Origin of the sequence: Paenibacillus turicensis (genome assembly GCF_050461185.1) — a bacterium.
Lineage (GTDB): Bacteria > Bacillota > Bacilli > Paenibacillales > Paenibacillaceae > Fontibacillus > Fontibacillus turicensis_A.
Window position 1 is genome coordinate 389,952 of sequence record NZ_JBCMOR010000005.1, and the last position, 20,536, is coordinate 410,487.

The 20,536-nt window shown below is 36.8% G+C and carries 22 protein-coding genes and 1 riboswitch; of the genes, 6 read left to right on the forward strand and 16 right to left on the reverse strand.

Going from position 1 to position 20,536, the window contains the following annotated elements:
• Nucleotides 1-27: 27 nt before the first annotated feature.
• The 5 genes from ABE099_RS03885 to ABE099_RS03905 form a co-directional block, all read right to left on the reverse strand.
• Nucleotides 28-561 (reverse strand): hypothetical protein, encoded by a 534-nt coding sequence (locus ABE099_RS03885; protein WP_430027551.1) that lies wholly within the window; start codon nt 559-561, stop codon nt 28-30.
• Nucleotides 562-569: 8 nt separating this feature from the next.
• Nucleotides 570-1,322: an ABC transporter ATP-binding protein gene (locus ABE099_RS03890; protein ID WP_430027553.1), complete on the reverse strand. Its 753-nt coding sequence runs from the start codon at nt 1,320-1,322 to the stop codon at nt 570-572.
• The gene (locus ABE099_RS03895; RefSeq protein ID WP_430030440.1) at nt 1,319-2,248 is read right to left on the reverse strand and encodes an iron chelate uptake ABC transporter family permease subunit; all 930 of its coding nucleotides are present in this window, start codon (nt 2,246-2,248) and stop codon (nt 1,319-1,321) included. The genes ABE099_RS03890 and ABE099_RS03895 overlap by 4 nt, the downstream gene beginning before the upstream one ends.
• Nucleotides 2,249-2,379: 131 nt before the next feature.
• Complete coding sequence (locus ABE099_RS03900) at nt 2,380-3,390, reverse strand: ABC transporter permease (RefSeq protein ID WP_430030442.1); 1,011 nt, start codon at nt 3,388-3,390, stop codon at nt 2,380-2,382.
• 30 nt (nt 3,391-3,420) lie between these two features.
• Nucleotides 3,421-4,461 carry a siderophore ABC transporter substrate-binding protein gene (locus tag ABE099_RS03905; protein ID WP_430027555.1) on the reverse strand — a complete coding sequence of 347 codons (1,041 nt, stop codon included), beginning with the start codon at nt 4,459-4,461 and terminating at the stop codon, nt 3,421-3,423.
• 495 nt (nt 4,462-4,956) lie between these two features.
• Between ABE099_RS03905 and ABE099_RS03910 the strand changes: the two genes are divergently transcribed.
• Nucleotides 4,957-5,310 carry a DUF2200 domain-containing protein gene (locus ABE099_RS03910; protein ID WP_430027557.1) on the forward strand — a complete coding sequence of 118 codons (354 nt, stop codon included), beginning with the start codon at nt 4,957-4,959 and terminating at the stop codon, nt 5,308-5,310.
• 99 nt (nt 5,311-5,409) lie between these two features.
• On the opposite strand, the gene ABE099_RS03915 is transcribed toward ABE099_RS03910, so the two are convergent.
• From ABE099_RS03915 to ABE099_RS03935, 5 genes are read right to left on the reverse strand one after another with little or no spacing between them, the layout of a single operon-like run.
• Nucleotides 5,410-6,150 carry a GerAB/ArcD/ProY family transporter gene (locus ABE099_RS03915; protein WP_430030444.1) on the reverse strand — a complete coding sequence of 247 codons (741 nt, stop codon included), beginning with the start codon at nt 6,148-6,150 and terminating at the stop codon, nt 5,410-5,412.
• 14 nt (nt 6,151-6,164) lie between these two features.
• Nucleotides 6,165-6,494, reverse strand: coding sequence for a GerAB/ArcD/ProY family transporter (locus tag ABE099_RS03920; RefSeq protein WP_430027559.1), 330 nt, complete (start codon nt 6,492-6,494; stop codon nt 6,165-6,167).
• Nucleotides 6,495-6,513: 19 nt separating this feature from the next.
• A complete protein-coding gene (locus ABE099_RS03925; RefSeq protein WP_430027561.1) occupies nt 6,514-7,644 on the reverse strand; it encodes a Ger(x)C family spore germination protein in 1,131 nt (376 codons plus the stop codon).
• 8 nt (nt 7,645-7,652) lie between these two features.
• Nucleotides 7,653-8,780 carry a spore germination protein gene (locus ABE099_RS03930; protein WP_430027563.1) on the reverse strand — a complete coding sequence of 376 codons (1,128 nt, stop codon included), beginning with the start codon at nt 8,778-8,780 and terminating at the stop codon, nt 7,653-7,655.
• A complete protein-coding gene (locus tag ABE099_RS03935) occupies nt 8,719-9,087 on the reverse strand; it encodes a spore germination protein (protein ID WP_430027565.1) in 369 nt (122 codons plus the stop codon). Before ABE099_RS03935 ends, ABE099_RS03930 begins: the two co-directional genes overlap by 62 nt.
• Before the next feature lie 194 nt (nt 9,088-9,281).
• On the opposite strand from ABE099_RS03935, the gene ABE099_RS03940 reads away from it, so the two are divergent.
• Nucleotides 9,282-9,908 (forward strand): hypothetical protein, encoded by a 627-nt coding sequence (locus ABE099_RS03940; protein ID WP_430027567.1) that lies wholly within the window; start codon nt 9,282-9,284, stop codon nt 9,906-9,908.
• Between the two features lie 208 nt (nt 9,909-10,116).
• On the opposite strand, the gene ABE099_RS03945 is transcribed toward ABE099_RS03940, so the two are convergent.
• From ABE099_RS03945 to ABE099_RS03960, 4 genes are all read right to left on the reverse strand, one after another.
• Entirely contained in the window at nt 10,117-10,578 is a 462-nt protein-coding gene (locus ABE099_RS03945) for a hypothetical protein (protein ID WP_430027569.1), read from the reverse strand.
• Between the two features lie 17 nt (nt 10,579-10,595).
• Complete coding sequence (locus ABE099_RS03950) at nt 10,596-11,237, reverse strand: hypothetical protein (protein WP_430027571.1); 642 nt, start codon at nt 11,235-11,237, stop codon at nt 10,596-10,598.
• Nucleotides 11,238-11,645: 408 nt separating this feature from the next.
• A complete protein-coding gene (locus ABE099_RS03955) occupies nt 11,646-11,870 on the reverse strand; it encodes a non-oxidative hydroxyarylic acid decarboxylases subunit D (protein WP_430027573.1) in 225 nt (74 codons plus the stop codon).
• Nucleotides 11,870-13,297 carry a non-oxidative hydroxyarylic acid decarboxylases subunit C gene (locus ABE099_RS03960; RefSeq protein WP_430027575.1) on the reverse strand — a complete coding sequence of 476 codons (1,428 nt, stop codon included), beginning with the start codon at nt 13,295-13,297 and terminating at the stop codon, nt 11,870-11,872. The genes ABE099_RS03955 and ABE099_RS03960 overlap by 1 nt, the downstream gene beginning before the upstream one ends.
• A 144-nt stretch (nt 13,298-13,441) precedes the next feature.
• Nucleotides 13,442-13,540: riboswitch (TPP riboswitch) on the forward strand.
• Between the two features lie 136 nt (nt 13,541-13,676).
• On the opposite strand from ABE099_RS03960, the gene thiM reads away from it, so the two are divergent.
• The 4 genes from thiM (at nt 13,677) to ABE099_RS03980 (ending at nt 16,575) form a co-directional block, all read left to right on the forward strand.
• Nucleotides 13,677-14,489 carry a hydroxyethylthiazole kinase gene (gene thiM, locus ABE099_RS03965; RefSeq protein ID WP_430027577.1) on the forward strand — a complete coding sequence of 271 codons (813 nt, stop codon included), beginning with the start codon at nt 13,677-13,679 and terminating at the stop codon, nt 14,487-14,489.
• Between the two features lie 35 nt (nt 14,490-14,524).
• Entirely contained in the window at nt 14,525-15,202 is a 678-nt protein-coding gene (tenA, locus tag ABE099_RS03970) for a thiaminase II (RefSeq protein WP_430027579.1), read from the forward strand.
• Between the two features lie 110 nt (nt 15,203-15,312).
• Complete coding sequence (locus tag ABE099_RS03975) at nt 15,313-16,122, forward strand: serine hydrolase domain-containing protein (RefSeq protein WP_430027581.1); 810 nt, start codon at nt 15,313-15,315, stop codon at nt 16,120-16,122.
• A 63-nt stretch (nt 16,123-16,185) separates the two neighbouring features.
• Nucleotides 16,186-16,575 carry a hypothetical protein gene (locus tag ABE099_RS03980; RefSeq protein ID WP_430027583.1) on the forward strand — a complete coding sequence of 130 codons (390 nt, stop codon included), beginning with the start codon at nt 16,186-16,188 and terminating at the stop codon, nt 16,573-16,575.
• 28 nt (nt 16,576-16,603) lie between these two features.
• On the opposite strand, the gene ABE099_RS03985 is transcribed toward ABE099_RS03980, so the two are convergent.
• Both ABE099_RS03985 and ABE099_RS03990 read right to left on the reverse strand, forming a co-directional pair.
• On the reverse strand, nt 16,604-17,596 hold the full coding sequence (locus ABE099_RS03985) for an AraC family transcriptional regulator (protein WP_430027585.1): 993 nt from the start codon (nt 17,594-17,596) through the stop codon (nt 16,604-16,606).
• Nucleotides 17,597-17,814: 218 nt separating this feature from the next.
• Nucleotides 17,815-20,397 (reverse strand): beta-L-arabinofuranosidase domain-containing protein, encoded by a 2,583-nt coding sequence (locus ABE099_RS03990; RefSeq protein ID WP_430027587.1) that lies wholly within the window; start codon nt 20,395-20,397, stop codon nt 17,815-17,817.
• Between the last annotated feature and the right edge of the window lie 139 nt (nt 20,398-20,536).

Below are 20,536 nucleotides of genomic sequence, written 5' to 3' on the forward strand. Positions count from 1 at the left end.
TTATTAGTAATTAGTTGATATTAACAACTACAAGCTTCGCGATATCGCTTGCAGGGTAGCAAAGGTATCTTCGTAGCTACGGTAGGCGCCAGCAACCTTGGTCAGCAGCCACTGATCATGCTTTAGGTGATAATGGACGGTGACAGCATTGGGCCACAGGTAGACCCGTTCATCAGCCATCTCGAATCGTTGTAGCTTTATGCCACAGGTTGCTGACCAATGCTCTATTGCATGTGTGGTCAATAGCCTGCCGACGGTAGCGACGACGGTGTCCGTGATATCCCATATATCAACGCTGTCGTGCAGATACCCGCTGTCTTGGTGTAAGGTGATATTCACGGCGTAACCATCATAGTTGTAGGTCAGCACCTTGAGCTTGTCATTTTGCCACAACTCATCTTCCTCTAAGTCTACCTTTCCCATTGACCGCCAGAGGTAGGCAGGTAGACATTTCGCTAGCGTGCCACCTTGAACATACGATTCCATCGAGAGTGAGCGGATTGCTTCCTTCAAAGTAATGTTGTTGTTCATCAGTTCACCAGCCTTTTTCTTGAATTTCAAAATATACTCTAATAAATCGCGATAGGCCCGTAGGGTCCCGCAATAATTTCAATTTTAGTTTCAAAAATATCCGTTAAGATGTCAGGTTTCATCACCTCTTCCACAGTTCCAAAGGCGGCAATTTGCCCCTCCTTCATAGCACAAATTCTATCAGAGTATTTTGCGGCAAAATTTATGTCATGCATTACGGTCAAGATGGTTCTTCCAAATTCATGCGCTGCATATTTCAAATGCTCCATCATTTGCACAGAACGTGCGACGTCAAGATTGTTAAGCGGCTCATCCAAAAGAACGTATTCCGTTTCCTGACATAATACCATGGCTACATAAGCTCTTTGCCGTTGTCCCCCAGAAAGCTCATCTAAATATCTATTTTCAAGCTCAGTCAAGTTAAGAAAATCAATATATTTAGAAATGATGATTTCATCCTCTTTCGTTAATCTCCCTTTAGAATAAGGGAAACGTCCGAAGCCAGCCAACTGCCTCACGGTAAGTCTCGTTACGAAATGATTTTCTTGTCTTAAAACCGTTACGATTTTAGCAAGATCGCTTGATTTGGATTTAGTGACATCCATTCCTGCTACGCTAATTTGACCTTGGTCTAAATTTAAAAGTCTTCCAATCATTAAAAGTGTTGTAGATTTGCCCGCCCCGTTGGGTCCGATAAGAGAAGTTAGTCCAGCCTTTGGTATTGTAATATTTAAAGGTCCGATTTCTACCTCATCCGTATAACTTTTTTTAACATTATCGATTTGTATCATAAAGAACCCTTCCTTAAAATCATAATCAAAAATGTAAGTCCGCCAACTAATTCTATAATAATCGAAACAACACCTTGCGCATTAAAAACATGATACATAATAAAATATGAGCCGGTTAAAATGACAAAACCGATTGCAAGAGACATGGGAAATATGTATCTATGATCATGCGTTTGTGCTGCTTGATAGCTTAAAGTGGCAACTAAAAATCCGAAAAACGTCAAGGGGCCAACTAAAGCAGTTGAAATTGCCATTAAAATAGAAATTAGAACTAGCGTATAAATGACTCCACTTTGATGTTTCGTCCCAAGTGAGGTAGAGACATCCTTACCAAGTGACAGCACATTTAATCTCTTCGCATTCGCAAGTAAAAGGAAGGCGACAACGATCACAATTGGAATAGCAATCGGAAAATAAGCAGCATCGGCATTATTAACGGATGCAAACAATTTTGCTTGTAAAATGTCAAACTCAGACGGTGCAAGCAATCTTCTCATAAAAGAGGATACAGAACGAAGTCCAGCCCCCATAATGATACCAACTAAAAGAAGCAGCTGTAAGTTACCATATTTCCCAGAAAGTAACCATCCATAAAGAATTAAACACACCAAAACCATTGCAATCACTTGATATAAAAATGAATCAACCCCGCTAAAGCTTACAAACACCGTAGCACCTAGAAAAAAGATCGTGCTTGTATGAATGGTTGAATAAATAGCCTCAAAGCCTAAAAGTGATGGAGTTATAATTCTATTGTTTGTAATGGATTGAAAAGCGACAGTAGATAAGCTTTGACAAATGGCAGCGATAAGCATGGCAACAAGGGCAACCACTCTTCTTTTAACGACAGGTACAAAGGAAGGAGAGGTTACAGGAACTGGATTGTTGTAAACGAGTAGCCCAATGGAAGCAAACACACCAACCATTATTAATACTATCAGCAAGATCCAATAAAACTTTTCTTCCTTTTTTGTACGAAAGGCACTAGCTGATCTTTTTTTAGAATTATGATTAGAATTAATTTTAATATTTAGTGGATTACTATTAGCTAGTTCACTCATCTTAGTATCCTTCTTGACCTCCTTTGCCTTAAAAGAATAAGTATAAATACGACGGCACCAACTGTTCCCAGTATCATGGAGACAGGGATTTCAAAGGGCATAATAATGATACGCGATAAAATGTCACAAATCATAATGGCAGCCATCCCTGATAGGCAGACCCAAGGTAAGTTACTTCTAAGATCGTCACCTCGGAACATAGAAACGATGTTAGGTACAATTAAGCCTAAAAACGGAAGTGTGCCAATGACAGCCGCAACAATACCAACGGCTAAAGAAATAAATGCTGTGCCTAATAAAACAATTCGATCATAGTTCACGCCTAGACTAGTAGCCACGTCTTCCCCTAATCCTGCTAAAGTTAAGCGATCAGCAAAAATAAAAATAAGGATCGTAATTAATATAATGATCCATAAGTATTCATACCGGCCAATTTGAACAGATGAGAACGAGCCTGCATACCAGTTTTCGATATTTTGAGTCATTTGGAACACTAGGCCAACAAAAGTGGAAAATGCAGAAACGATTGCACCTAGCATCATCCCGATAATAGGGACAACTAATGACGAACGAAGTTTAACCTTTTTTAGAAACACAAAAAAAATCATCGTTCCTATAAAAGAAAAAATGATTGCACCTGTCATTCTTAGCACTAAGGATGGCGCGGGAAAAAATAAATAGATAAACATAAGTCCCAGTCCAGACCATTCCATCGTTCCTGTTGTGGTAGGCTCTACTAACCGATTTTGTGTAATGAGTTGCATGACTAATCCAGACATTGCCATTGCAGCGCCAGTCAGCATTAACGCGAATGTTCTTGGGACACGCGTGATGAAGAACATTTCCATCCCATCGGCTTGTCCTTTAATGTCATACACGCCAGTAAGTAGTGATATTACACTTAAAATAATTGTAATGATAATTGCAATGATAAAAGGGATCGTCCATAGTTTTCTATGATTATGACGCTGGGGTTGAGCATTCTCAACCCCGGCGTGCTTAGGTATTAAATTTTTTAGCACTACATTATACTCCTTTTATTTCTTACCTAAAGCTGTTGCTACATTATTAATTAATTCGATAAAAGTTTCGATAGATTCATTGGTATAAGTGTCGTTTGGAGCATACACAATTTGCCCTTTAGTAATTGCGGTTGTATTTTTCAAAGCAGGCGCTTTATTAATCACGTCTTGAGCAGGAACGGAATCTTTTGAAGAAGAGATAGCAGCATCACGATCTAATACAAAAATCCAATCTGGATTGCTTTGTGCAATTGCTTCAACCGAAATTTCATCACCTTGATGATCGGAAGAAGATTTATCAACTTCTAGTGAAGGAGCCCAACCAAAAATATCATAAAGTGGTCCCCAGACCCGTCCAGAATGCGGAGCAGAAAATCCGATATTGCCACCAGATACGACAACACTCATGATCTTATCTGTTCCATTGTATGCGGTCTTTGCTGCTTCAATCGCAGTATCTAACTCGGCATTTAACTTAGTTGTATCTTCTTGCTTATCAAAAATGTTACCTAAATTCGTGGTTGCATCCTTAAGTCCTTTAACTAAGTTTTCACCAGGATTGCCTTCTTTGCCAGATACATCGAAATCAAGATCGATCACTGCCGCATTGGGTACTAACTTCTTAATATCCTCGTAAAAGCTAGCAAATCTTTGTCCAACAATGACAAGGTCTGGATCTACAGATGCTAATAATTCAAGATTAGGTTCACGATGATTTCCAATATTTTGTACTGTTTCATCCTTAACATAAGGTGAATCCGCAGGCATAACATCTTTTGGTACAGCTACTAATTTAACGTCCCAAGCTGCTAAAGTTTCAAAAGTTCTGCTATCAAGAGCAACTACCTTTTTTGGATTCACAGGAACAGTCACTTTCCCATGAGCATCTGTAATTTCAATGGTTGATGGTGTAGTAGTGGTAGCCGCATTAGTACTTGTCGTATCTGACTTTGCATTAGAATTAGCAGTTTTACTTGAATTTGAGCATGCTGTCAGCGCCAAAGCAAAGACCGCCACCCAGATCATCAATAATTTTGAAAAATTGTTCTTTCTCATTGTATATCCCCCTGTTTTTGAGCTTGCCTGACAAGCTATGTATTTTTGATAAAACCAATAAATGATATTGATTCTCAATCTCAACGTTTTTCATTATATCAAATTAGGAATATTTTTCAACCCTTCATCGCTTTTTCCTTAGTAACATCATTTTTCAAATGATAACGGAGTGCCCTTTAGTGTGCTGTATTGTATACTGTGAAAGATAGAAACCAATAATAATACGAATAAAAATATATAAATTAAGGCTTAATCTTGAAATTAGTGCTTGACGGCTAAGCCATACTAGCGAAGAGACAGAGAGATTCTTAAGGTTGTCTCTTAAAATCATCTTCCATCAATAAATAACCTTCAATAAAAGGAAGTTGATTTTAACAACAATCGCAAGAACTCTCTGGATCGTAGCTATCAGCCTCCAGTCGTTGGCAAGTACTAATTTCTAAATAGAGCCTAAATTAATTACAAAAACTATATTGATAAGAATGGGGAATAAGTATGACCAAACATAGAATTTATACAACAAGTGTAGCCAGTGTATACCCTCATTATGTTGCGAAGGCAGAGCGAAAAGGGCGTACGAAATTAGAAGTTGATGAAATCATAAGTTGGTTGACAGGTTATAGTCAGGAAGAGTTAGAGTCACACCTAGAAAAGAAAACGGATTTTGAAACTTTTTTTGCGGAAGCAAACTTAAATCCGCTACGATCTTTAATTACAGGTGTGGTTTGTGGTGTGAAAGTGCAGGAGATTGAAGAACCAACGATGCGAGAAATTCGTTATTTAGATAAGCTGATTGACGAGTTGGCAAAAGGGAAAGCAATGGAGAAGATTTTGCGGAAGGAAAAATAAAACTTGAATTAAATTGAAGCGATGTTGTCACAAGCTTATGAATAGCAGTTAGAAGGTGATCTGAAGGAGATAGTATACTGTTTATGAGATTACTGAATACTATGTTTTTCGTTTTCTATAGGTAAATAAAGCAATAATGGAATAATAGATCGGTATACATTCGATACCAAGCCACACTATGCTCGTATAATAGGAATTAAAGTGTAAATTGTAGATGCCAAGATGACGAGAATAAAAAAATGCAATTACGATAGATATTGTCGTTAAAATCGGAACCATATACTTGGTTCCTTTATTTTTTGTTAAATAGGTGGCACATTTGTAAGCTATATAAATTAGAAATGCACTTTGAATGAATAAGGAAGAGGACCAAAGTCCAATGAGCAGTGGGTCTGCGTTGCCGAGTAAGTTATTTTGTGATGATAAACGCATCATTTGAAGATAGGGGTATCTTAGCTCATGCCCTAAATGGACACCTAGCACAACAATAGTTAATAACCAGCTAATTAGAATGAACAGCAATGTAAATAAGCCTGCAAAGATTAGTTTTTTGTTCATTTTTGAGTTTATTTGAATTTCTGGCGCAACAAATAATAGAAGTACCCATAAACCAAACCAGGAGCTTACAAATATAGAGTCCTTAATTGCAAGTTTAAAATCATGATAATGAAGTAATGCAGGCAGTACAGAAAAGTCTGCATTAGGTACAAACAAGTACATTGACAATGCAAAAAAGACGATAAAAACAAGAAAAATACCGTCAGCCATATATATAAGAGTCATGAAATTTAAGCTAGCTGTATAAATAATGACTAATCCAAGAATAATTTGAATGAACAGTGGCGGGGTACCTCTTAAATAATAAGAGCCAAAAAATAAAGTAAACCTTGAATATTATAGGCTACAAAATAAAGACACCAGCACATTAAAATGAATAAAATTAGACGATGTACCCATTTACCAGCGATCTCCTCACCAAAATAAACCCAGGCTTTTTTTGAATTGAGCTTACCGAGATGAATAGTAAAATAAAGCATAATAAAGCTTAATAAACAGCCTCCAATTAAGGCAATCCAACCTTGGTAAGAGGAAGTCTTTATTATGAGTGGAACTAAAAATATGGTCGCTGTTGGAATTAATAAAACAACAGCAAAACGAAATATTTGCCAATTCGTTGTACGCATAAAAAGCACCTCCACATCCTTATTCTTCAGAACCAAAATTATCAATGTAAAATTGAGTACCAACGTTAATTTTTAGTTCATTACTGTAATAATCATCCCATTTATGCCGAACTTGATTCCAATATTCTGGATAATTCCATTCCAATAGCATCCCTAACTGAAAAACATCCGTTTTCATTTTTTGTGTCATTTTAATTGCTTCTAGCAACATGCTAGATATTTTTTCATCAAGTTTACGTAGTATAATTGGGGATACCTTTGCTTTTGCTTTATTTTGACCTTTTGTTAAGAAATCTATATTAATTGGGCTTTTAAGCTTAATGCTAAAGGTAGGACCATTACTTGTCATTTTGACAGAACGCGAGCTTTTAGTTTTAACAAAAAAAGTAGAAGCGGCACTCTGATTGTTGTTCCAAGCTATTGAATAAACAAGCGATTGTGGTTTATTAAGAGACCAAGCAATCATTTCTGCTAGACCTTCCTTTATAATGCCTGTCATTTTCCCTTTATGAAAAAGCATTCCGCCTTGGATACCAACCCATTTATCGTCTTCTTCCTTTGTGGTAGTTGGCTTTTGCTCCTTTACGGACAAATAGTTCATAATATACCCCAAAGAGGCTGTCTCAGCGAATAAACAATCTTTAATCGTTGTTTTAAAATAAAAATCCTCCGAGGCTAGCCCTAGTAATACTTCTGTAGGTGATTGCTCAAAAACAGGGGATAACTTCGTTAGTTCTTTTGCCTTATTAGGAGTAGCCATAACATAGGTTCCAATTGGAAATTCAGGAACTCGCTCAACCCATTCTAATAATTCACTAATTCCTTGACGAGCATATTCTTCACCAATAACAACTGCTTTAATATGAGAAAAACTAAGGCGACGTGTCAATTCCTTTTGAATACCGATAACTGCCTCAGGTATAGTGCGTGCAGTTTTTGAAACAGATTCATACTTTTTCCCGCCACCAGAATTTTCCTGAAACCGAATAGGTAGCGGAGACACGACAGTAACTTCTACGCTATTAGGCTGATTCCCTACATCAACAAATAAACCAAATATAAATGTTACCTCATCGAGTTCTACTTTAGACCAACAACCAGTAAGGCTCAGCAGAAGGCATAAAGTAGTCCCTAACTTTATCCACTTCATGTCATACGTTACCTCCTTGAGTTCAGATCCTTCTTGGATGAGCTTTGTTTTTTCATTATTGGTAAAGGTGCACGAAGAAGTGTGTCTTTCCAATCCTGAATTACAATGGGTGCCAGTGGTTGGAGGTAAGGTATGCCAAATGACTTCAAGTTGGCTAAATGCCCATAAAGGATAAATGTCGCAGCGAATATTCCAATTAACCCCATTGTTCCACCTACTAAAAGTAATGGAAAACGGAGTAATCTAAATGCCAAACCTAATTCCAGATGAGGAATAATGAAAGAGGCAATACCAGTAATTGATACTACAATAATCATAGGCGCAGAGAAAATTCCTGCTTGGACCGCGGCTTGTCCGATTACAATTCCTCCAATAACAGAAACAGTCTGACCCACAGGCTTAGGGATGCGGGTTCCAGCTTCTCGAAGTGCATCAAAGGTCAATTCCATGATCAGCGCCTCTGTTAGTGCAGAGAAGGGAATGTTTTCTCTAGCGGCTGCGATAGTTATGAGTAGATTAGAAGGAATTATCTCAGAATGAAAAGTTGTAATTGCTACATAAAGTGAAGGAAGCAGTAATGAAATAAATGAAAATAAGAAGCGAACCATTCGTATCCAACTCGAAACATAAAAGTCTTGGTAATAATCCTCTGAAGAATGCAATAAGGAGAAAAAAGTAACGGGTGTTACCATGGCAGAGGGAGAACCATCCTGAAGTATGCCAATGCGTCCTTCTAACAGGGCAGCTGCTACGGAGTCTGGTCGTTCTGTATATTTAAATATTGGAAAAAGACCTAAATTATCCTGCTTTAATTGTTCTGATAAAGAGCTTGCACCAAAAATGCTATCAACTTCAACATTTTTCAGTCCTTTTTCAATTTCGTCTAAATTCTCTTTTTTATATAAGCCTTCAATGTAAACGACATAAATATCCGTCTTCGTATATTGCCCAATTTGAAAATGTTTTGTTTTTAAATCAGGGTGTTTAATTTTATGCCTTAATAAAGAAAGATTACTTTGAATATCTTCAATAAAAGCCTCCTGTGGACCAACGACAACAAGCTCATTTTGCGACTCAGAAATGGAGCGCTTTTTGATATTTTGTAATTTCAAAATAATATTGATAAGGGAGTTCATTAATGAATAATATGACTTTACCTTCAACAACAAGATCAATTGCTTTTTTAATGTTATAAACTTTAAGATAAGGAATAGGAAACGCAGATCCTTGGTCTAGTCGTTCTATAAATTCTGACCAATTTCGTTCAGTACTACTTTCGTTATGTAGTGGGGTTCCAATACTCTCCTGCAAGCAAGTCATATCAACAATAGAAGGAATGTAAATGAGCTGACAGGTATGTTCATGAACTTGTAAAACTTGATACACAACATCACTGCATTCCTTTAATTGCTCCTTCAGATTTTCAAGCATATCCTCTGCCATAAATTCATCCCCAAATCTTATTTCCTACTTTGGTAGTAGTTTTCCAATTCAGTTCTTATTTATGCGTTTTAATGATTAGAGTTAGATCATTTTGCAGATATAATTGGAGCGAAACTGAAGGTATATGTTCAGAGGTTTGTTTTTTTCTTTTTCATCCTATATCTTAGAAAGAAAAGAAAGGAGTAGCTGCATTTATGAAATCTGCATCAAGGCTGTTGCAATCTCCCAGTCAAATTCGCTTTCATGCTGCAACGCTGGTTCTTTTTTTTCTTAATGTATTTGTGCTGATTCCTATATTGGCGGCGCCTGCTGAAAAGCTGTATAAATATCTTCTTTTCCCCCCGTTGCTTGTCATGAACATATGGGCATTGCAGCTAATTTTGTTTCCAGTATCTTTGCGGAAGAGCTACGTTTTGTTTAGAGGTGTATTTGGGGTAGTTTGCAGTCTTAGCTTACTTATTGTCATTCAACTATTTGCCTATTCCATGCTGAATCTGGATACTCCACTTTTTGCAATTGGGACTCTGCTTGTATACGGAATCGCACTTTATGACTATTTAAAACGACACCGCAAAAAAGCCAAAGGGCAGACTGACTCGCCTTGGCGTAAGCAGAAAAATAATAATCGGAGTTCGCTCTGGTGGAGTAGATCAGTTGCCTCTTTGGTAGGTCTAGGTTATCTTGTTGCCAATATTACACTTGGTTTTGTTACACAACAATTTGTTGTTGTCGTCCTCATTTTGATCTATGGTATGCTCAGCTACACGGTATTTCATTTTGTGCTGGAGCTTGAACGTTATCTGGTAACAGCTAAGCAATAGCACTGGAACATTGCCATACCCTAAGGAATAGTTAGTTGTGATTCATCATATGCAACAAGTTATTGTAAATTGATAATAAAAATGATTACAGAAGGTGCTATTTTTTATTGTCCCACTAGAGATCTTTAATGATCTCTAGTGGCTTTCATTATTATTCTAAATTAAACAAATATGTGATATTTTTAAAATCAAAATATATACAACTTACTTAGTGTTTTTTTAGAAATAGTCCTTCTTGATTAACTAACTGATTGAGATTTTCCACTACTTCATCAGTAGGTTTGAATATGGTAACAGAGAATTCTCCACCAATACTTATAAGAAATAAAGGATCAGAAAAAAGAATCTGAACTGATGAAAAATCAGTTAGTATAACCTTGCGAATAATATCGTCTAATTTTTCCGGACTAGTTGCTCTAATATCGGTGTTAAATTGAATTTCAAGGTTTTCATTAAATTCTTTTGAGGGTTCCGTTAAATAAATTTTACAATTATAGTAGTAGATAAGTTTTAACATGATCCTAGATATTTTTTTTGAATAAGAATCAAGATAGGTTTTTATAAAAAACTCTTCAAGATCTAGGTATTTCGGATCTTTTATTAAAAACGGGATGTAGTCTATATAGTAATAGTCATTACTTTCTTGTAATTTATCAATCACTTCATACATAAGTTTATAATCAACTCCTATTTTCCTAAAACCTCTCCTTTTTCACCTAATGAAGCAACTCTATCACCAGACTTATCTTTTAACTTCCATTTTCTACCCCCATGACCGGCATTATCCTTATCAATAGACCAGCCACCCTTTTCTTTATAAGCTGTTTTCCCATTTACTTTTTGATCAAATTTACCAAGATCCACATCTCCATTATCATCTCTTAATCTAGAAGGGATTTTAGCCCTTACCGAGGCGATTTCTCGAGCTGTTGAGTCACCTAACCAACTTGTAATGGTATCATAGAGCCATGTTCCTGCAGCAATAGCCACTCCTCCAATAATTATAGCGCCTGTAGCTGCAATAGCAATCTGTCCTATTCCTGGAATAAAGTAAACTGCAGCTGCAGCTGCAGCAGTAGGTTGGATTTTATTGCTAGTAGAAACTTTAACTGCTTTATTAAGCAGTTGATTAAATTCAATTTTACTATAATAGATTCCATTAATAGTGACACCACTATCTGTCACTACTAATCTATTAATATTTTTAGTTTGACTTTTTATATTAACTGATGTTTGCGGGGACTCAGCTGAAACTGTTAAACCTGTTGTCAGTAGCATCGAGATAGCAAGCATTAAAGAAATTGACTTCTTATAATTAATTTTTTTCATAATATTTAACTACCTTTCTTAAATTATATTTTTTAAAAATGGATTATTAGTTTGTTGTCATAATAGTATAGAAGAATTAATTTTCTAGACAGTATCTCCTTTAATAATAATCATAAATCAAATGCTTAATATCAAAAATAAAATTAACTCTCTTTATAAGTAAAGATAACATTTATAGAAAATATTTACACATATCTATTTAAACAAAATATTACTATTTTGTAAAGTATTAGTGTATTAATCGTGAGTAGAAGATATTAGTATATTTATTTTTAAAGTATTTTATCAACTTTTCTTATAACCAAATTTTCTATGACTTCTAATATTAAAGGAGGAATTATTATACGCATGTTAATGATTCCTCCTGAAATAAGCAGAGAATATGTTCAATCATCATTAAAAATATATCTATTTTTTCAAATCAGGAATAGGTGGTATTTTATCTAGCTTCTCAAAGTTCGCAGGGTTTAATTTGAAGCGTCTATCATACTTTTCAGGGTTTGTAATGTTTTCCCCTTCCGTACTTCGCCATGAAAAATAACAAGTGCCACAAATATACACCTCCCAAGCATCTTCAAGAGGTGCTTTTGTTAATAATTCGATCGTTTTAGAGTCACATCTAGGACAAATCATCAATGATTACTCCCTTCTTTAATTAAGCTACGCAAAATTACAGACCACTCTTCAGTTTTTGCAGGTACAGCTAATAGCTCTGTTTCCCTTCCATAATCAGGCGCGACAGGTGTCGTGGCATCAATTACTAATTTAGTATGCATTCCTGCTGGCTCAGATGAGGGATCTAGTGGCATGCCTGGAGCATAAGGGATTTTAAACACATCCTTATCTGGACGCACACGGGTCGTTAACGCCCACATCACTTGTTCTAAATTATATGGATCTACGAATTCATCAACAACGATTACGATTTTACTATAAGGCATACCATGAGGTGTGGATAATAAGCGCATTGCAACTGCTTTTCCATAACCTCCAAAACGGGATTTAGTAGATACAATGACGCCAATTCCATGTGTATACATGGCATTAACGGCTTCCACCTCGGGGAAATCGCGTTTTAATTGATCATATAATGGGATACTTGTATTTAGTGCAATTAGATAGTCAAGTTCAGTCCAAGGCATTCCTAAATACAAGTTTTCAAAAATTGGATTTTGACGATGTGTTATTTTCGTAATTTTAATGACAGGTTGTAGACGAGAGCCAGAGTAGCTTCCAGGGAATTCACCAAATGGACCTTCGATTTCGCGTATGCGGGGCTCAATGTAACCCTCTAAAACAATTTCACTACGAGCAGGGATATCAAGATCCCCAGTCTCACTTTTGGTTAACTCAATTGGCTCACCTTTTAGTGCACCCGCAAAGTCATACTCAGATTGAACATAAGCGATCGGGGTGCTGGACATAAAGCTTAATACAGGATCATTACCTAAACAAATCGCAATCGGCAGGGGTTTATTGTTTTCCTCTGCATTTCTTAGGTGGATAGCAATATCGTGAAAGGGGAGAGGTTGAATAGCAACTTTATCTTTTCCTTTAACCTGAATACGATAAGTTCCTACATTTTGCTCCTCATAGCTATTAGAATTGTTAGGATTTTTACTTACGATGAGTGCTTTCGAGAGATAAAAACCAGCATCAAATTCATTTATTCGGAATAAAGGTAGAATTTCAAATAAATTAATATTTTCTTCAATAATAATCTCCTTTACAGGCGCATTTTTTTTGTCCACCCACATTGGCTTGATTGGATAGTTGTCCCACAAACGTTTCAGTTCAAAAAATTGATCTTTTACAGAGGTATCCTTTGGTAAATTAAGCATTAAGGCATGATTTTGCCAAGATCCATGTACATTAAGAACAAGGGGGGTTTTGTAGCCCTTTATGTTTTCAACAAACACAGCAGGCCCATTTTCCATGTTTGGTGCAGCTCGTCCAATCGCACTTAAATCTGGTTCAGGCATAACTTGGTCATGGATGCGAATTAATTGATTTTCCGATTCAAGCAACTGTAAAAATTCTCTCAAATCTCGATAACCCATTCTTGTATCCTCCTATCATTATTACTAAATCATATTAAATGGAAAATTATACATCTCTATCTAATATACCAAAAAATATGAGGTAAAATATTGATATTTATATAGAATTAGGATATTGTGTTAACTAGGATTTCAATTCCATACCAATTTTTGCGGGGGGACGCTGTGGCGTTGAGAAGGTAAAACCTGACCCTTTGAACCTGTTGGTTAAGACCGGCGTAGGGAAGCATCTGTTTTTATTGTGTTTTGTTCAGAGCGCTTGTCTTAGCGTAAGCAATCCTTTTTTCTAAAAAAGGGGCTTACCATGGGTGGGCGCTTTTTTTTAGTTTTTTTAGTTTTGGCCTATTTTGATTACAAAAAATACTAGGAGGTTTTTGCGTTGAACAATGGAACCTATCTCTTAATTAATAAAGTTAGAGACAAAAAGCCGTTGATTCACCACATCACTAATTATGTTACTGTTAATGATTGTGCGAATATTACATTAGCTATCGGTGCTTCTCCTGTCATGGCAGATTCATCGGATGAGGTGGAGGATATTGTAGGTATATCTTCAGCATTACTACTGAATATGGGGACACTTCATTTTAGAACGATTTATTCGATGAAAAAGGCGGGCAAGAAGGCGAATAGTGTGGGCATCCCTATTGTGCTTGATCCTGTTGGCGTAGGTGCTTCACGCTTAAGAAATGACACGGCATTACAGCTTGTTGATGAGCTTAACATTGATGTGTTACGCGGAAATATTTCTGAAATTAAGTATTTTGCACATTTACACTCAGGGACCAAGGGGGTAGATGCGGCGCAAGAGGATACTCACAATTTGGAGGATGCGATTGCTGTTGCAAAAAAAGTGGCTTTGAAGCTAAAGTGTGTGGTCGCGATTACAGGCGCAATTGATATTGTTTCAGATGGGGAACAAGTGGTTTGCATTAAAAATGGGCATTCAATGTTATCTAATCTAACGGGAACAGGCTGTATGTGCTCTTCACTTATCGCTTCCTTCTGTGGTGGCAACCCTAAGCAGCCTTTTGATGCCACCGTTGCTGCATTGTTGACGATGGGCATTGCAGGCGAAATTGCCTATGAAGCTGCGGGACATTTAGGAAATGGTAGCTTTCATATGGGATTACATGATGCAGTGAGTAAAATGGATGCCGAAATATTAGAACAGAGGGCTAGATTTTTGTAATTATCTCTGATTAAACTTGATTATGGAGGAAAACGATGAATTCATTTTCAAAAGGTTTAAAAGAAAAAGCATTAGGAATATGGGAGGACTGCTACTATCATCCCTTTGTACAGGAACTAGGGCAAGGGATTCTTGATAAAAGTAAATTTGAATTTTATTTGATTCAAGATTATCATTATTTGCTCCAGTATGCCAAGGTATTTGCTTTAGGGGCGCTAAAATCAAACGATGAGGCATTGCTAACTAAATTTAGCACAATTCAATATAGTATACTAAATGAAGAGATGGCATTGCATCGCAAATATATGGCTGATTTTGGTTTATCCCCAGAACATATTACTGATACCAAGCCATCATTGTATAATCAGACGTATACTGCAAATATGTTAGCTGTGGGACAAAGTGGGGGAGTAGATGAAATTATCGCTACGATTCTGCCTTGTGCATGGACATATGCCGACTTCGCGCAACGTTTAAAACTAACGTATTCTGATCGCCTTAAAGAAAATTACTATAAATCATGGATCGATAACTACGCTAATGAAGAGTTTGACGCAACCTTTTTATGGATGTTTGATACTTTAGATGCCTTAGTAGCAGACAAGTCAGAGGAACACCGTCAAAAAATCGAAGATATATTTATTGCGAGTGTTCAGTTTGAATATTTATTTTGGGATATGGCTTATAAAACAGAATTATCGTATAAGTTATAGAGTAGAAGGACTAGACGAACCAAATTCACTGGTATAGTTAATATTTTGTTATTGTAACGCCTGTTCATGAGATGAATGGGCGTTTCTCATTCATGAAAGGAGGGTTTGAAATGGAAAGCACTAAGCATTTGCTTGCACAATATGTAAAGGAGTATATCGCAAGGTGGAATTTCTCAGGTGTAATTTATGTTGTCAAAGAAGGCGAGGTTTTATTACAGACAGCATCAGGCATGGCATGTTATGAATTGGAGATCCCAAACATGATACATACAAATTTTAGTTTAGCATCAATCACGAAGCAATTTACGGCATTTGCGATTATGCAGTTATGGGATCATGGGAAATTAGATCTTCATTGTTCTGCTAACACATATCTACCCCCTAACTTATCCATAGATAGTAGGATAACGATCCATCACCTGTTATGTCATACTTCAGGACTACCTCAATTTTATAATTTTGAAGAGGACTTTTTTGGGGGTTACAACCGAAATACTTATGTGAAGCAGCAATATTTTGATAAATTTATTGATAGACCGTTAGCCTTTAAACCTGGGTCTAAATATGAATATAATAATGCTGGTTACAACGTGTTAGCTTGGATCGTAGAGTATGTGAGTGGGCAGAGCTTTGATCAATATGTGGATGAGAATATATTTAAACCGCTTGGAATGGTGAATACTTTTGTTGATACAGGAACCAATGTCATAAAAAATAAGGCGTTCCCATATGAATACGAGTGGAGTGGTGTAGTAAAAGCGCAATATAGTAATGAAAGATTTACTATCGGCGCAGCAGGTATCGTTTCAAATTGTTTAGACCTGTATAAATGGAATCAATGCTTGTTGCAACAAAAGCTACTCTCTCAGCAAGGGTATGAATTATATTTAAGTGAAAATTTAAATGAATACTGTTATTGACTGGAGAAACAGCATATCCATCAGCATTTATGTTATACCCATGGCGGTGATTACATTGGGGTAATGACGTATATTCTGCATGGTTTTGATGATTTGAGTATCATTATCTTGTCTAATGCTAGCTTCGGAAATCAATATAATATGGCAAATGCACTTTGTGATTTAATATTTACGGGTTCAACAGAAACACCATCAGAACATAAGGAAGTCTCTCTAACAGAAGAAGAAATTGCTAAATATGAAGGGGTATATATCGAGGGAAAGCTTGAATTAAGGTACTCTAATGGTAAATGGTCTTTAAATCGTTTTAATAGTGAACTGCAAATACCTATCATTCCGATTGGCAACCATCAATTTCTAAGAGTAGATTGCGATCAAAGGACACCCTATACGTTAGAGCAAGCACAGGATGGTACGATGTCGTTATGGGGATATGCTAAAAAAACAACTTGATTCCTAACCTTGTTAAATATTATTGATTTCACTCGTAAAATAGTAACCTTTTTGCATAAGCATTACGAAACTCAGTAGGTGTTAAGCCCACTATTTTTTTGAACGATTTCATAAAATTATGGCTGTCTTTGTAGCCAAGCTGTGCTGCAATTTCATTAATATTTTGATTTGTATCTGTTAACAAAAACTTAGCGAGCTCCATTTTTTGCTCTAGCATATATTGCTTTAAAGTGATTCCTGACTTTTGACGGAAAAGATGGGATAAATATTTTTCGTTATAATTGAAATGATTCGCAACTTGTGAAACCTTAAGTGGTTCGCTGCGACTCCATTTAATATAGTCAACGATGTCATTGTAAAGCTGATCCTGTTTACGGAGATTACGGTAATTACGCTCCTTAGATTGTGCCAAAACTTGATTGCTTAACTCACATAAAATGGTAGTGGTCATATAATTGTTTAAGGTTGGTTCATTGTATTCCCGAACGCAATCCTGAAGCTGCTTCATGAGGACAATCATCTTTTCTACACTGACTAGCTTACCAAATTGAGGAATAACAATTTCGCCTTTCCCAGAACGCCTAACACTACCCATAAATTCACCAGTACTATCCCCAATACCAGTATCAATATCGGTTTCAGTATGGCTATCTGTATTAAAATCGATATTTGTAACAGAATCAGTATGAGTATAAGTATCAGATTCAGCATCAGGCTGACTAGTAGCTAAGCTTAGTATTTGTACTGCATGGTCAGTAGAAAAGTGAAGCCAATAAAAGCTACAATCCGAAGATTTGTATCCATATTGGGGGGAAAGGGGAGGTAACAGCAAATATTGTCCGTGGCTAATTGCAAATTGCTGTTCTCCATTGGACATATATAATGTTCCCTTTGTGACTACGACTAGCTCATAATCAAAAAGAATTCGATTCATATGCTTCCAATCTTCAGATGGCGCAACAAACTTCCCTGTAATCTCCATCTTAACAGGCGTATTTACCATGAGACGATATGCAGTCATGTTACTTTCCTCCTTTTCCATACTATAATATTTTTAACTATAGTGGCTCCATCAGTACTAACTTCTAAATAGAGCCATTATAATGGCGTAGCATTTCTATTTCTTCATTATTTCTTCATTATAACTAAATTCATAACTACATTCCCAACTAAAAATAGAGATCCATACTAACCTCATATGAAGTATTTTGTAAGTGAACTGTATACCACCGGAGACTATTATTTCTCTTTAACTATATTGATTTTATAATCCTCAGTATAGCTTGCATCCTCCGCTTTTACTATAATATCAAGCTTAGTCATGCACTCGGTTAGTGTAATCGCTCTTGCTTGGGTATCATCGATCAAAATGTTATTCACATATACTAGCGCATTTTTATGTGTAGGCGTTGCCAACATAGTTACCTCTGTACGTTCAGATGGGATCGTTAATGTATATTCATACCTAGTAGGGTCAAATGCTGTAGACCACACTCCTGTATTAAAGGATAAATGCTTAAGCTGTGCTTGATCACTATAGCTATCCATGATTCGCAAAATATCATAGATTCCATTTCGCTTCCCTGGCATGACAAACCGAACGACAATTTCTTTAATATCCTGGGTCAATGAAGTAGGAATTAAATAACGTTTAATATAAAAAGCTCGCGCCTGCTCGGTCATCAAAGCTTCTGAAGCGATAAGGGTATCATCAACATAAATTTCAATTTCCTTCCCATTATTTCCAGAGAAATAAGTGACAGCTAAATAGTTTGGTTGATTTGCAAGCACCTTCATACGATAGCTATACCAGCCCCCATTTTCAGCTTGTCTTCCGGTGAAGCCGTCCCATACGGTGACTGTTGTATTTTCACCTTGCACATGGTGCTCAAGCTCATATTGATCATTTCCAACTGGCAAGCTGTCGATCGTAGCTTCTGCAATAGTCTGGTTTTGTTTGCTTTGTAAAATATGAGCCTGCAGCTCTGCCGAATCCTTACCTACAAAATTCCAATAGATGCCATAACGTTGCTCATGCTGCTTATAATGTGGTGTAAATTGAAGTTTAGCGTCCTCATCTGTACCACGTAATTCAAATACTAAATCCTCACCAACACGTACAAAGTTTTGATCAAAATTCCTTAGCCATTCCTCAACACTTGTCTTTGTGGGCGTAATAAAATCTTTGATAAGCATGTTTTTAGTAGGTACGCTCACATTTACCCCAGTTGCAGATTGGCTCATATCTGCTGTACCTAGTGCAGCACTAAGGACGACGGGCCCATATTTGAAGCCAAACACATGAGGGGCATCGGGTAATGAATGATAAGTCGCCTTCATAGGCAGTTGAAGCCTGATTTCATCTCCATTTTGCCAAGGATACTGAATAATGGCATAGTTATTTTCTATTTCATAAGCATAGTTTTGGTTATTTACCGTAACGTGTGCTTGACCAGCAAGCCAATCAGGTAAACGTAGACGTAGTGCAAAAGGAGAACTGTCAGGTAATAAAGTGATGCAGAAGGTTGTTGTATCCTTTAAGGGAAGTGCTGATACCTGCTCCAGCTTTACGCCATGTACCTGTGATTCAACGCTTGAGCTAATATATTGGTTCACATAAATATTTTTATCATCATAAAAATAAATGCTGTCATTTAGCTTCGTAAAGCTCTCCATACCTGTTCCAGTACAGCACCAAAAATGATCAAAGGCGGAGCTATATACCTTAAAATAGCCAGTTGCCATCGGCTGGAAGTACATTGTCATCCCCGTATAAGGATGTTGTGAGGAAAGAATCGCATTCATAAATGTATTTTCGTAAAAATCTGCATATTTTATATGCCCTGTTAACTTAAAAAGCTCCTTTGTTAGTTTAAGCATGTTGTAGGTGTTGCACGTTTCTGCCGTAAAGTTAGAGCGTTCTGCATCTAAAATGTCTGGGTCACCAAAATGCTCCCACTCACTGTTCCCACCTGTAATATAACTATGATGATGAACGACCATATCCCAAAATTGCATCACGGCTTGTAAGTAAAATGCTTCGCTTTCCCCAAGTACAAGATACCGATTTAATGCACCAAGAAACTTAGGGATCGTCGTATTGGCATGTTTGCCTTTAAGAATGTCTTTGCCTTCTGAAATCGGCTGAAACAAGGTCAATTCATCAAACTGATGCGCTGCAAATAAATGCTTCTCACTTTTTGTGATTTTATACAGCTCATATAAGCAATCATTCATGCCACCATACTCAACGGATAACACCTGCTGATGTACTTCTGGAGACCAAGCAGAGGCACGGTTGTACACCCAATCTCCAAGCTGATTAACAAGCTTGTAAGCGGTGGTATGCTCAGTTGCTTTGTAGATGGCAACAAGTCCTGCGATAATTTTGTGCATCGTATACCATGGCACCCATGCAGGCTGCTTATTTTCTACATTATCAAAGAGCTGTTCGGGAAACGCAGATAAGTATCCGCTTTCAAATTGACATAACGCTAATTCACTCACGATGTAATTTATTCTGTCTAGAAACTCTGTGTCGTTACTATTTTGATAGGCTTGTGCGATCGCTGTCATATAGTGACCAAGTGTATGGCCTCGAATCTCAGTATTTTCCCAGCCAAGGTAGTTTTCTGCTTTTGGAGCTAACCCCCTGTTATGACGAAAGGAGGATAAAAGGCGATCTAGCTCGTAGCTTTTTAAATAATTGTATTCCTTCTCAAAGGCATTTGAAACATAATCGTCTGTCATCTTTACTTGATTCATCGGGAAGTCTTGTAGCGTTCCCAGTGGAAGTGTCATTAAGGAATTACTTTTTAACATTATCGTTAAGTCTCCTTTTTTATTCTGATGTGATTAGGGAGTGCATTTTGGATAATCGAGCTTAAATACTACGAATTAAGCTTAGCTTTTTCACTTAATAGGTGTAAATGGGGCAACGTTCGAATAAGTGTAAAAAAGT